The organism is Pseudomonas sp. Mb7 (assembly GCF_054790525.1).
In genome coordinates, this window is record NZ_CP186501.1 from 6,032,534 (window position 1) to 6,045,503 (window position 12,970).

Annotated in this window: 13 protein-coding genes; 7 read left to right on the forward strand and 6 right to left on the reverse strand. The window is 58.1% G+C overall.

From position 1 onward, the window contains the following. Nucleotides 1–28 precede the first annotated feature (28 nt). From hisB to hisF, 5 genes are read left to right on the forward strand one after another with little or no spacing between them, the layout of a single operon-like run. Entirely contained in the window at nucleotides 29–622 is a 594-nt protein-coding gene (gene hisB, locus ACOYXH_RS27345; protein ID WP_007909204.1) for an imidazoleglycerol-phosphate dehydratase HisB, read from the forward strand. Beyond that, nucleotides 622–1,260 carry an imidazole glycerol phosphate synthase subunit HisH gene (gene hisH / locus ACOYXH_RS27350; RefSeq protein ID WP_007909206.1) on the forward strand — a complete coding sequence of 213 codons (639 nt, stop codon included), beginning with the start codon at nucleotides 622–624 and terminating at the stop codon, nucleotides 1,258–1,260. Before hisB ends, hisH begins: the two co-directional genes overlap by 1 nt. Then, on the forward strand, nucleotides 1,261–1,521 hold the full coding sequence (locus ACOYXH_RS27355; RefSeq protein ID WP_064117035.1) for a DUF2164 domain-containing protein: 261 nt from the start codon (nucleotides 1,261–1,263) through the stop codon (nucleotides 1,519–1,521). It begins immediately after the preceding gene. A 42-nt stretch (nucleotides 1,522–1,563) separates the two neighbouring features. Then, the gene (hisA, locus tag ACOYXH_RS27360; protein ID WP_003220753.1) at nucleotides 1,564–2,301 is read left to right on the forward strand and encodes a 1-(5-phosphoribosyl)-5-[(5-phosphoribosylamino)methylideneamino]imidazole-4-carboxamide isomerase; all 738 of its coding nucleotides are present in this window, start codon (nucleotides 1,564–1,566) and stop codon (nucleotides 2,299–2,301) included. Between the two features lie 9 nt (nucleotides 2,302–2,310). Continuing rightward, entirely contained in the window at nucleotides 2,311–3,081 is a 771-nt protein-coding gene (gene hisF / locus ACOYXH_RS27365; RefSeq protein ID WP_007897430.1) for an imidazole glycerol phosphate synthase subunit HisF, read from the forward strand. A gap of 53 nt (nucleotides 3,082–3,134) precedes the next feature. On the opposite strand, the gene ACOYXH_RS27370 is transcribed toward hisF, so the two are convergent. Further along, the gene (locus ACOYXH_RS27370) at nucleotides 3,135–4,652 is read right to left on the reverse strand and encodes a S1 family peptidase (RefSeq protein ID WP_095047161.1); all 1,518 of its coding nucleotides are present in this window, start codon (nucleotides 4,650–4,652) and stop codon (nucleotides 3,135–3,137) included. Nucleotides 4,653–4,974: 322 nt separating this feature from the next. Between ACOYXH_RS27370 and ACOYXH_RS27375 the strand changes: the two genes are divergently transcribed. Beyond that, nucleotides 4,975–5,730, forward strand: coding sequence for a substrate-binding periplasmic protein (locus ACOYXH_RS27375; protein WP_460410102.1), 756 nt, complete (start codon nucleotides 4,975–4,977; stop codon nucleotides 5,728–5,730). On the opposite strand, the gene ACOYXH_RS27380 is transcribed toward ACOYXH_RS27375, so the two are convergent. The 5 genes from ACOYXH_RS27380 to gpmI all read right to left on the reverse strand — a co-directional run bounded on the left by ACOYXH_RS27380 (nucleotide 5,711) and on the right by gpmI (nucleotide 12,403). Further along, nucleotides 5,711–7,087, reverse strand: coding sequence for a Vps62-related protein (locus tag ACOYXH_RS27380; protein ID WP_460410103.1), 1,377 nt, complete (start codon nucleotides 7,085–7,087; stop codon nucleotides 5,711–5,713). The two genes, ACOYXH_RS27375 and ACOYXH_RS27380, sit on opposite strands and share 20 nt — an antisense overlap. A 117-nt stretch (nucleotides 7,088–7,204) precedes the next feature. Then, nucleotides 7,205–7,981, reverse strand: coding sequence for a divergent polysaccharide deacetylase family protein (locus tag ACOYXH_RS27385; RefSeq protein WP_460410104.1), 777 nt, complete (start codon nucleotides 7,979–7,981; stop codon nucleotides 7,205–7,207). A gap of 2 nt (nucleotides 7,982–7,983) precedes the next feature. After that, on the reverse strand, nucleotides 7,984–9,303 hold the full coding sequence (locus ACOYXH_RS27390) for a S41 family peptidase (RefSeq protein ID WP_095047165.1): 1,320 nt from the start codon (nucleotides 9,301–9,303) through the stop codon (nucleotides 7,984–7,986). A gap of 31 nt (nucleotides 9,304–9,334) precedes the next feature. After that, nucleotides 9,335–10,621 (reverse strand): murein hydrolase activator EnvC family protein, encoded by a 1,287-nt coding sequence (locus tag ACOYXH_RS27395; protein ID WP_095047166.1) that lies wholly within the window; start codon nucleotides 10,619–10,621, stop codon nucleotides 9,335–9,337. Between the two features lie 252 nt (nucleotides 10,622–10,873). Then, a complete protein-coding gene (gene gpmI / locus ACOYXH_RS27400) occupies nucleotides 10,874–12,403 on the reverse strand; it encodes a 2,3-bisphosphoglycerate-independent phosphoglycerate mutase (protein WP_095047167.1) in 1,530 nt (509 codons plus the stop codon). A gap of 153 nt (nucleotides 12,404–12,556) precedes the next feature. On the opposite strand from gpmI, the gene ACOYXH_RS27405 reads away from it, so the two are divergent. After that, a complete protein-coding gene (locus ACOYXH_RS27405) occupies nucleotides 12,557–12,970 on the forward strand; it encodes a rhodanese-like domain-containing protein (RefSeq protein ID WP_083367280.1) in 414 nt (137 codons plus the stop codon).

Here is a 12,970-nt window from a genome sequence, read left to right on the forward strand (position 1 = left end):
TTCGCCCAATGATTTTGCGGAGCTGGTGATGGCCGAACGTAAGGCGTCTGTCGAGCGCGACACTCTGGAAACCCAGATCAAAGCCTCGATCAACCTTGATGGCACCGGAAAGGCCCGATTCGATATCGGTGTTCCTTTTCTTGAGCACATGCTGGATCAGATCGCCCGTCACGGGTTGATCGACCTGGATATTGAATGCAAGGGCGATCTGCATATCGACGACCACCATACGGTGGAAGATGTCGGTATCACCCTCGGCCAGGCGTTTGCCAAAGCCATCGGCGATAAAAAAGGCATCCGTCGCTATGGTCATGCCTATGTACCGCTCGACGAAGCGCTGTCGCGTGTGGTGATCGATTTCTCCGGTCGCCCGGGCCTGCAGATGCACGTGCCGTACACCCGCGCCACCGTGGGCGGCTTCGACGTTGACCTGTTCCAGGAATTCTTCCAGGGCTTCGTCAACCACGCGCTGGTCAGTCTGCACATCGACAACCTGCGTGGCACCAACACCCACCACCAGATCGAAACCGTGTTCAAGGCTTTCGGCCGCGCGCTGCGCATGGCTGTCGAGCTGGATGAGCGCATGGCCGGGCAAATGCCATCGACCAAAGGCGTTCTGTAATGCAGACGGTTGCAGTTATCGATTACGGCATGGGCAATTTGCACTCGGTGGCCAAGGCCCTTGAGCACGTCGGCGCCGGTAAAGTGCTGATCACCAGCGATGCAGCCGTGATTCGCGAAGCTGACCGCGTGGTGTTCCCCGGTGTTGGCGCGATTCGCGACTGCATGGCGGAGATCCGTCGTCTCGGTTTCGACTCACTGGTGCGTGAAGTCAGCCAGGATCGTCCGTTCCTCGGTATCTGTGTCGGCATGCAAGCGTTGCTCGACACCAGTGAAGAGAACGACGGCGTCGACTGCATCGGCCTGTTCCCGGGCGCGGTGAAGTTCTTCGGCAAAGACCTGCATGAAGACGGCGAGCACCTGAAAGTCCCGCACATGGGCTGGAACGAGGTGAAGCAGAAGGTCAGCCACCCGCTGTGGCATGACATTCCGGACATGGCGCGTTTTTACTTCGTGCACAGCTACTACATCGCCGCCGCCAACGCGCGGCAGGTGGTCGGTGGCGGTCACTATGGCGTCGACTTCGCTGCAGCGCTGGCCGACGGCTCGCGCTTCGCCGTGCAGTTCCACCCGGAGAAGAGCCATACCCATGGCCTGCAATTACTGCAGAACTTCGCCGCATGGGATGGTCGCTGGTAAATGGCTGCCAAGAAATCCAAACCGCCGATCCTGACCCTCACTGCCGAGCAGGAGAGCGACGCCAATCGCAAGATTCAGCGGTTCATGGAAGACCGTTTCGAATTGGACCTGGGGTCGTTCGAAGCGGCGGAAATTCTTGAGTTATTTACCCGCGAAATTGCTCCGCACTATTACAACAGGGCGATTTTCGATGTGCAGACCCACCTCAAAGAGCGGTTTGAAAGCATCGAAAGCGACCTGTGGGCGCTCGAGAAAAACTGATTTCCGAGCCAAGCTGAACATTCAAATTTGAAGGTTTGCCAGATGCTGATTATTCCCGCTATCGATCTTAAAGACGGTGCCTGCGTACGTCTGCGCCAGGGCCGCATGGAAGATTCCACAGTGTTCTCCGATGACCCGGTGAGCATGGCTGCCAAGTGGGTGGAGGGCGGTTGCCGCCGTCTGCATCTGGTCGATCTGAATGGCGCGTTCGAAGGCCAGCCAGTCAACGGCGAAGTGGTGACTGCAATTGCCAAGCGCTATCCGACATTGCCGATCCAGATCGGTGGCGGCATTCGTTCGCTGGAAACCATCGAACACTACGTCAAGGCTGGCGTCAGCTACGTGATCATCGGTACCAAAGCCGTTAAAGATCCGGCCTTCGTCGCTGAGGCCTGCCGCGCGTTCCCGGGCAAGATCATCGTCGGTCTGGATGCCAAAGACGGTTTCGTCGCCACCGATGGCTGGGCTGAAATCAGCACCGTGCAGGTCATCGATCTGGCCAAGCAGTTTGAAGCCGACGGCGTCTCCTCGATCGTTTATACCGACATCGCCAAAGACGGCATGATGCAGGGTTGCAACGTGCCGTTCACCGCTGCGCTGGCCGCTGCTACCAAGATCCCGGTGATCGCTTCCGGCGGCATCCACAATCTGGGTGACATCAAGTCGCTGCTCGACGCCAAAGCACCAGGCATCATCGGCGCCATCACCGGCCGGGCGATTTACGAAGGCACCCTCGACGTCGCCGAAGCGCAAGCTTTCTGCGATTCGTACCAAGGCTGAGGACTGACCATGGCGCTGGCCAAACGCATCATCCCTTGCCTGGACGTGGACAACGGCCGGGTCGTCAAAGGTGTGAAGTTCGAAAACATTCGTGACGCCGGTGACCCGGTGGAAATCGCCCGTCGTTATGACGAGCAGGGTGCCGACGAGATTACCTTTCTCGACATCACCGCCAGCGTCGATGGTCGCGACACCACGCTGCATACTGTCGAGCGCATGGCCAGCCAGGTGTTTATCCCGCTGACCGTCGGCGGTGGCGTGCGTACCGTGCAGGACATCCGTAATCTGCTGAATGCCGGCGCGGACAAGGTGTCGATCAACACCGCTGCCGTGTTCAACCCGGAGTTCGTCGGTGAAGCGGCGCAGCATTTCGGCTCGCAGTGCATCGTTGTCGCCATCGACGCGAAGAAAGTCTCCGGCCCGGGCGAAACCCCGCGCTGGGAAATCTTCACCCACGGCGGGCGCAAGCCAACCGGCCTCGACGCGGTCGAGTGGGCGAAGAAAATGGAAGGCCTCGGTGCCGGTGAGATCCTGCTGACCAGCATGGATCAGGACGGCATGAAAAACGGTTTCGACCTCGGCGTGACCCGCGCGATCAGCGATGCGCTGGGCATCCCGGTGATCGCTTCCGGCGGCGTCGGCAATCTGCAGCACTTGGCTGACGGCATTCTCGAGGGCCATGCCAGCGCCGTATTGGCAGCGAGTATTTTCCACTTCGGCGAATACACCGTGCAGGAAGCCAAGGCCTATATGGCGCATCGCGGGATCGTGATGCGTTAGATGGCCATCGGTGCTGTGGCGGACTTCGCGTCGAGCGAGACCCGCCACATGGCTCATTCTGCTATCCGGGATTGCGTAGGGTAAAGCTGATCAGTCCGAACCTCTGAAACACTCAGGTTTCGATCCATCGTGTAACTGCATAGCGTCAATGGCAGCGCCTGAACGGGGGTGTAAAACCCGTCGTCGACTTTGCTGTAGTGCTCAGGATTGATCTCGGAGCAATTGGTTTCTTCTGTCGGGCCCGTGTATATCCGGGTCCAGAGATTGCGATCCGCCTCTTCGCGGTACTTTATAAAAAGATAATCGCCGTCTGGCTCAATGGTGAGTGTCGGCGCGGGTAATTGCATCGGAACGGGAGTTACGACTCTTGCTGCCAGGATTTGGGCGTTTCCAAGAAGTCGGCTATCGGCTTGTTGATCGATTGAGTTCACGCCAATCAAACATAAATAATGCAGTCCGGGTTCTCGGCCAATTTCTGATTGCACTTTTGCGTTGGTTGTACTGATTCGGTCGCTGTAGTGGTCAGGTGAATAACAAGCCTGTGCATCACGAACAGTCTTGAAGCGATAGAACTCGGTACTCATGGAAAAATTGATATCCCATTTTGGCGCTGACTGGTTAGTGTTGTTGGGTGTTTTGTGCAGTCCGATGTCTGTAATGGCTCTTGAGTTTAATCTGAACTGAAAGTTTGAGTTGGGAGTGAGTGCGCAGTTTTCTGTGTCGAGACGGAATGTTCCATTAACGAAACAAGCAGTCAGATAGTCGACAGGAAAACTTTGGCTAGCCTGATGCGGCAATAGAGATTGTGTATTTTTATCTCCACACAGACCATGCCAGAAACACAAGTCATCCGAAGGAATACCGTAAGTAGTGCCGGATAATATGCCGGTCACTTGTCCCGTTTCAGCATCGATCACCGGAGCGCCCGATGAGCCAGGCTCAATTCCTTTGCAGTTCTGCTTTTGGTAGTCGGTGTGAATGTTCAAATACTTGATCAGGGTTGTGTGGGTCGGCTCTTGTGTGCAGGTGGAAAGCCTCAAGCCGGCTGCAGTGGCTGGCGCGCTTACCAGGTTCACCTGACTGACGTTGCGTGGTGCTGCCGCCGCGAGCTTGAGTGGGGTTATTCCGTCTTTCAGCAGGCTGTCCAGTGAGGTGCCTAACTGCAATATAGCGATATCAGTACTGGCGAAACTGGCCCAATTGACCTTGTCGATGTCATAACGCTTGGCGTCCGCGAGTGTGTCATGGAAAAAATTGAACTGTATCTGACCTTGATAAGCAATGTCAGCGATTGTGCCGACTCTGATGGAAGTGCAGTGCGCATTGGTCATTACGTAAGCTGGCCCGTTTGCTTCTTTGCCTGTTTCGCGAGTGTCTAGCAGGAATGCGCTGCAATAAGGTCTATCGTCTTTGAAAATTTTGCCAATGCCGTTCCAGTGATTAAAGTCGCCACCCGCGTTACTTAGCAGAATTGCTTCCGGCGCTTCGGCTGTGGTGCCTGCACAGGAGATCAATGGAAGTGTGAGTGCTATTGCTGAGCACGCAAAAAATATTCGGGCTTTATTAGTCATGATCAATCCTTGACCGTATTTCAGGAATTAATGGAGTAACTGTATTTCGCTGGTGAGTGTAATTCGTTGTGCTGTTCGGTATGTGCTGGCTAATGTGACTAGTTGTGAGTGCTGTTGTCTGCAAGTCAAACATGTGAGGTCGGTGAAGGCCGCAGAAATCTCTGATTCGGCTGAGAACTGTTCTTTCGCATGCTGTTTTTTTGATACGTCAGCACGTGCTGATGCTTTTTAATCGGGTCAGGATCGAAAACCATACAGGCCAGTGGACAGCATGGCGCACCCAAGGCACTCTTGGGCACGCCATGGATTCCGGTAGCCCGACATGATCAAACGCCTGCTTCTTGTTCTCGCCAGTGCATCGATGTTGCTCATCAACACTGCCCGCGCCGAAAACAGTCCCGACACCGATCTGGTGCTCCTTACCGAAAATTTCCCGCCGTATAACATGGCGAAAAACGGCAAGAACTTCGCCCAAGGCGAGAACATCAATGGCATCGCCACCGACATCGTGCGCGAAGTGTTCCAGCGTGCCGGCATCACTTACAGCCTGACCCTGCGCTTTCCTTGGGAGCGCGTCTACAAACTGGCTCTGGAAAATCCCGGTTATGGCGCCTTCGTGATGGCGCGTCTGCCGGACCGCGAAAAGCTCTTCAAATGGGTCGGCCCGATCGGTCCGGATGACTGGATCATGCTGGCCAAGGCTGACAGCAAGATCACCCTCGAAACCCTCAATGATGCGCGCCAGTACAAAGTCGGTGCCTACAAGGGTGATGCGATTGCCGAGACACTGACCAAACAAGGTCTGAAGCCGATAGTCGTGCTGCGCGATCAGGACAACGCGAAGAAACTGGTCAATGGTCAGATCGACCTGTGGGCCACCGGTGATCCTGCCGGGCGTTATCTGGCGCGGCAGGACGGTGTCACCGGTCTCAAGACCGTGCTGCGTTTCAACAGTGCAGAACTGTATCTGGCGCTGAACAAGGACGTCTCCGACGAAGTGGTCGCCAAGCTTCAGGCTGCGCTGGATCAGTTGCGCAAAGAAGGCGTGGTGGACGAAATCATGGGGCGGTATCTATAACGACATCCGGGCCCGATGATGGCTGCTCTTTAGCGTTGGCGCCATCGGTGCCAGATATTGTCGGGGTGTCTGTCGTCAGCGGCGGACACGCGCTGGCGAGCTCGACGAACTCCGGCGGATATTGCGTCAGCAGAACGCTTGAATCATCGGTATAACCAAAGTCGACCGCCACTTGAGTACCGTCTTCCCGTACCAACTCGTAATGGCTTTGCATCTGATAAACCGCGACGGATGTTTGCTTCGGCGCCATGGCAATCACCACTTGAGGTCGTAGCTCGTTCCAACCGTTGGAAGACGTTTCAGTGCGGGTCAAACTTTTTGGCAGGCAGGCCGAGAATTTTGTCATGCGGATATCGCTGAGAGGCACGGTCGGCCAGGCTTTGACGATTTCCATGGCGGTAAAACTATGGAACATACGCATTGTCACCGCGTTCTGCAGACGTGGTGCTGTCCATTTAACGGCCCGATACTTGTCCGATTCATTGCGCTCGTGGCCAATGAGCACATATTCGTCAGTTCTCTTCAGTTCGTAGTAAGGCGAATTGCGAAACTGTTCGCCGGGATGAGCATGATCTCGCACTGCGAACCAAGGCAGGCGGGCAATCTGGGTGACGGTGGCGGGTTCGTTCACTGCGGGCTTCGTGTAACCGGTGAGGGTCGGAATTTGCGGCGATGCGCTGACTTGCAGCGGGATTTGCATGCGCAAGCCATACGCCGTCGAAGGTGCTGCCGGCTTGCTGTAGCCCTGGATGCCCACGAAGGTGCCGGGCGCAAAATGGATGTCGCCTGCGGCGGCAGTCGAAGGTTCGATGCCAAAAGCGCTGAAACTGAGCTTGGCACCGCTGCCCTTGTCATTCCAGATCAGATCACCGACGTTCGCCGCTATGACCAGGTCGAGCCTGACGCAGCGCACCGAGTTCAACGAAGGTTTGCAGTGATCGTTGGAGCACACGAGCCCCAGAGCGACGTAACCGACGGGTGCCAGAGGTCGCCAGATCGACATGCGAGTGACACTGGGCGCTCCGGTTTCTTTCCAGACCAGTTCAAAATCGGCAGGGCGGGCCAGTGCCTTTCCTTTAGTGCTTAAGGACCCTTCCATATCTTTCTCGCAGACTACTGCTGCGACCATTTCGCCATTGATATTGGCGTCGCCGGGAAAGAGCACGTCGCCCAGCGGAAAGTAGCCCGGCAATGCATCCGGAGCAGGGGTGGGGCGCCAGAATGTGGCGGGTTTGGCTTTTGAGCCGTTAGTGCTCCAGACCCGGTGAAACTCCGTGGTGAAGTTGATCAGCAGATTGTCCTGCATGATCGGTTCCATGGGTATGGGATGCGCTGCGGTGTTGTCTTCAATAGTCATGATGATTCCTGATAGTTGAAAGCGACGCGAGGGCGTCGCGACCTGTTGCAGGTCGCACTATCGGGAATGGGGACGGTTTCCGGGTGGTAACTATGTATGTGCTAGCGTCACAGGGTATTACCGATAAACCCCGTCTTTACCATGACTGGCCATGGCGCGATTGCTGCGCACGCTGATCATCTGTTTGATATCGATCCAGTCGATTCCCTGGCTCTTCAACTTCGGCAGTTCGCGCTCCAGCACTGCCAGTGTCTGCGGATAGGGATGGCCGATCATCACCGCCGAACCCTGCTTGCGCGCCAGGCTGATCGCGGTCTGCAACTGCGTGTAGATCGCTGCCTCAGTGCGCTCGTCATCAAGAAACACGTCCCGCGAGACACTGGCCAGATCGATCTTCTGCGCCTGCTGCGCCGCCACGGTCTGGGCGCTGGTGCGGCTGTCGACGAAGAACTTGTGCCGACGCTGCAGTTCGCCCATCAACCAGGCCATCGCCACCGGTTGCGCAGTCATGCGGCTGCCCATGTGGTTATTGATGCCGGCAGTGTAGGGGACCATTTTGAACGCGGCGTTGAGGCGTTTTTCCAGCTCTTCGATGGGCAGTTCAGGGTGCCATGCATAGGGACCGGTGGCTGGGTCCATGGGCATGTGCAGGATAACGATCTTGCCGGCGCGATGGGCTTCGCGGGCAAACTCGGTGGCGTGCGGGGTGTCCGGCATGATCGCCGTGGTCACCGGGCCGGGCAGGGCCAGCACGCGGCGATCCCGGGGCAGGTTCTGCCCCAGGTCGTCGATGATCAGTGTCAGATAGGCTTTGTATGGCTTTGGGCTGGCGGGCTCTGCATGAGCAGCACCCGCCAGACAGCACAACAGAACGAAGAGGAGACGCAAAGACATCCTCAACGGCCGGACGTGATGCTCAGCCCTTTGAGCAGGCTCAGGGCCTGGGCCAATTGGTAATCGTCATCCTGCGGCATCGCCTTGGCCTTGCCGCCGGAACCTGTCGGCTTGTCTGCGCCGCCGTTGCCGTTGCCCAGGTGACCTTGCAGGTCGGCTTCTTTGAAGTAATCGCCATCGGCCTCGTTGGTGATCTTGGCTTTGCGCACTTCGATGTCCGGCACGATGCCCTGTGCCTGAATCGAGCGGCCATTCGGCGTGAAGTACAGCGCGGTGGTAATTTTCAGCGCGCGGTCATTGTTCAGCGGCAGCACGGTTTGCACCGAGCCCTTGCCAAAACTGGTGGTGCCCATGACCACCGCACGTTTCTGATCCTGCAGGGCGCCGGCGACGATTTCCGAGGCCGAGGCGCTGCCACCGTTGATCAGCACGACCATCGGCACGGCTTCGCTTTCGTCTTTGCCGGTGGCCGAGAAACGCAGTTCGGAATTGGCGATTCGGCCTTTGGTGTAGACGATCAGGCCTTTGGTGATGAAGTGGTCGACCACTTCCACTGCTGCCTGCAACACGCCGCCGGGGTTGTTACGCAGGTCGAGAATGATGCCGTTGAGCTTCTTGCCGTTGTCCTTGCGCAGCTTGGCCAGAGCCTTGGAAACCTCTTCGCCGGTCTTGACCTGGAACTGGGTGATGCGGATGTACGCATAACCGGTTTCCAGCAGCTGCGCCTTGACGCTCTTCACCTGAATCACCGCGCGGGCGAGGGTCACGTCGAACGGCGTGCCGCCGTCGCGTACCAGGGTCAGGGTGATTTTCTGGCCGATCTTGCCGCGCATCTTGTCGACGGCTTCGGTCATGGTCTGGCCGCGCGTTGGCTGGCCGTTGATCTTGACGATGAAGTCGCCGGCCTGAATGCCGGCCTTCGACGCCGGGGTGTCATCGATTGGCGAGACGACTTTGATGAAACCGTCTTCGGCGCCGACTTCGATGCCCAGACCACCGAACTCACCGCTGGTGCTTTCCTGCAGTTCGGTGAAATCTTCAGGGCCGAGGTACGCCGAGTGCGGATCAAGGTTGCTGAGCATGCCCTTGATCGCGTTTTCCAGCAGGGTCTTGTCGTCCACCGGCTCGACGTAAGCGGCTTTGATCCGGTCCATGACCTCGGCAAAGGTGCGCAATTCTTCCAGCGGCAACGGAGCCTTGGAAGTCGCGGCAGTGCCTGCCGGAGCGACGGCCGGGGCCGGTTGAGCGGCGAACGCCAGAGGCGCGCCGATCACCAGGGCGATCGTCAGGGCCAGCGAGGTAAGGCGGGACAAATGCAGCATGTCGAACGAACTCCTGAATTAGGCGGCACGCTTATCCTTGCGCGCGGCACCATTGTGCTGGATCACTCGGGTGACCCTGCTGACGAATTGCGAAATACAGCGCTGATGTGTCCTGGCCGCCACTGTTACCGACAGTGGAGATGGACTCACCGGCTTTAACCACGTCACCGGCCGACTTGAGCAGTGTCTGGTTGTGACCGTAAAGACTCAGAAAACCGTTGCCGTGATCGAGGATCACCAGCAGCCCGGCGCCGCGCAGCCAGTCGGCGAACACCACGCGACCACCGTGTACGGCATGCACCTGGCTGCCGGCGGAGGCGCTGATCATTACGCCGTCCCACTTGGTGCGGGCGTCGTCGCCACGGGATTCGCCGAAGCGTGCCAACAATCGACCATCAACCGGCCACGGAAGTTTTCCCCGGGTTGCAGCAAAAGGGCCACCGAAGGTTTCGCCGCTGCTGGAGACCAGCGCGCCGGGAGTGGATCTGGCGGGTTTTCGTGGGGCGTCGCTGTTTTCAGCCTGCGCCTCACGCAAACGCTTTTTTTCCGCTTCCTGCTGGGCGATCAGCGCTTTCTGCCGCGCTTCTTCTGCCTCACGGGCCTGGCGGGCCAGGGTTTCTTCAATGGTTTTAAGGACTTTAGACAGGTCTGCCTGATCTTGCTCGCGAGCGGCGAGTTTCTGGTCGCGGGCCTTCACGTCATCGTTAAGCTTGGCGAGCACTTGCTGGCGTTCCTTGCGGACATTTTCCAGTTCGTCGCGCTGGGTATCGAGGCTGCTTTTCTGTACCAGCAATTGCGCCTGTTGGGCGGCAATGTCTTTTTCGACATTGGCCAGTTGGCGCAGGGTTTCGTTGAAGTTCTTCAGCTGTTCCAGGCGGGCCTGGCTCAGGTAATCGTAATAGGTGAGAGTGCGGGCGAATTTCTCGGGATTCTGCTGGTTGAGCAGCAGCTTGAGGTATTCCTGCCGACCGTTCTGATAGGCCGCGCGGGCCTGAATGGCGATCAGTCGCTGCTGTTCAGTGCGCGCGCTCTGGAGTTTTTTTTTCTCTGCATCGAGTCGCTGCAGCTCGGATTCGCTTTTCTGCAGTTCTTTCTGCAGCGCGTCGACCTGCTTCTGCAGCTTGCCCAGCTCGGTTTCAGTGCCCTTGAGCTCTTTCTGCACGCCGGACTTTTCTTCCTGGACTTTGCTCAGCAGCTTTTTCAGCTCGGCAATGTCCTGACGCGTGGCGTCCAACTGTTGTTGGGTTTGCGTGCGCTCGTCAGCGAAAGCCGGTTGGAGCAGGCAGGTCAGAGCGAGGGCGATCAGGACGCGGAGCATAGAGGCGGGCGGCACCAGGGTAATGGACGGCCTAGTATGCCCGCCCGAGGCTGCAAAAAAAACGCCCAATTGGGGCTGTGTGATAACTGGACCAAGCAATACACCGAATTCCATTTCGAAAACTCCATAAACCACTGTGGGAGCTGGCTTGCCAGCGATGGCGTCTGCACATTCAACATAGATGTTGGCTGTCAGATTGCTATCGCTGGCAAGCCAGCTCCCACAGGGTTTTGTGGTGGTTGATCGGACGGATTACACCAGGATAGACGTGCCGGTCATTTCCGCCGGTTTTTCCAGGCCCAGCAGCTTCAGCATGGTTGGTGCCACGTCCGCCAGCACGCCGCCTTCACGGACCTTGAGGTCGCGCTTGCCGACATAAATGAACGGTACCGGCTCGGTGGTGTGCGCGGTGTGCGCCTGGCCGGTGGATTCATCGGCCATTTGCTCGACGTTGCCGTGGTCAGCGGTGATCAGCGCTTCGCCGCCAACCTTCTCCAGCGCTTCGACAATGCGCCCGACGCAGGTATCAAGGCATTCCACAGCCTTCACGGCCGCGTCGAACACACCGCTATGACCAACCATGTCGCCGTTGGCGTAGTTGACCACGATCACGTCATAGCGCTGGTTTTCGATGGCTTCGACGATACGGTCGGTGACTTCCGGTGCGCTCATTTCCGGCTGCAAGTCGTAGGTGGCGACTTTCGGCGACGGGATCAGGATGCGCTCTTCGCCCGGGAACGGTTCTTCACGACCGCCGGAGAAGAAGAAGGTCACGTGGGCGTATTTTTCGGTTTCAGCGATGCGCAGCTGGGTTTTGCCGTTTTTCGCCAGATAGTCGCCAAGGACGTTTTCCAGGCTGCCCGGGGCGAACGCCGAGGGTGCAGGGATGCTCGCTGCGTATTGGGTCAACATCACAAAACCGGCCAGTTTCGGCTGGCGCGCGCGTTCGAAATCCTTGAAGTCGTCTTCGACGAACACGCGAGTCAGCTCGCGGGCGCGGTCGGCGCGGAAGTTCATGAACACCACGGCGTCGCCGTCTTCGACTTTCACCGGCTCACCGATGGTCGTGGCTTTGACGAATTCGTCGCTCTCGCCGCGAGCGTAAGCAGCCTCCAGACCTTCCTGCGCAGTGGCGGCGTGGAATTCGCTGTTGCCGTCGACGATCAGGTTGTAGGCCTGAGCCACACGGTCCCAGCGGTTGTCACGGTCCATGGCGAAGTAGCGGCCGATGATGCTGGCGATACGGCCCTTGCCCAGTGCCTGGAAGGTCGCATCGAGTAGTTCGATGGACGACGCAGCGCTTTTCGGTGGGGTGTCGCGGCCGTCAAGGAAAGCGTGCAGGTAGATTTTTTCGGCGCCGCGCTTGAAGGCCAGTTCGGCCATGGCGATCAGGTGATCCTGGTGGCTGTGCACGCCGCCATCGGAGAGCAGGCCCATGAAGTGCACGGCTTTGCCGGCGGCCACGGCTTTGTCCACAGCGGCGCAGATGGTCGGGTTCTCGAAGAACTCGCCGTCGCGGATCGCTTTGGTCACGCGGGTAAAGTCCTGATACACCACGCGGCCGGCGCCAAGGTTCATGTGGCCGACTTCGGAGTTGCCCATCTGGCCGTCCGGCAGGCCGACGTCCATGCCGCTGCCCGAAATCAAGCCGTTGGGCACAGTGGCCCACAGGCGATCCAGAACAGGCTTCTTCGCCGCAAAAACGGCGTTGGATTCGGGGCTGTCGCTGTGACCGAAGCCGTCGAGAATCATCAGGACCAAAGGTTTAGGCGTGGTAGTCATGGAATCCACTCGTGGCTAATAAAGAAGAGGGCGATGGAAAAGGGAGTTGGAGTTTAAAGCTAAGTTCCGACCGCGTCACCGCCGGACGGGGTTTGGCCGACCATAGTGGCTGTGTATACTGGCCGACATTTTAACGCCCTGGAACCTCCTTCGATGGTTGCTCACCTGATTGAATTTGCCACTAACCACTACATTCTTGTCGGTATCTTCGTCGTACTGCTGGCTCTGCTGCTGGCGCACACGATGCAGGGCGGCGGTAAAAGCCTGAGCACCGGCGAACTGACCGCGTTGGTCAACAAAGACGCAGGCGTGGTGGTGGACATCCGTCCGGCCAAGGATTTTGCTGCCGGCCACATCGTTGGCGCGGTGAACATTCCCCAGGACAAACTGGCTGCGCGTATCGGCGAGCTGGAAAAACACAAGGCCAAGACCATCATTCTGGTCGACGCGCTGGGCCAGACCGCTGGCACCCACGCCCGCGAGCTGATGAAATCCGGCTTCACCGCCGCCAAGCTGTCCGGCGGTATTTCCAGCTGGAAAGGCGACAACCTGCCGTTGGTGAAGTGA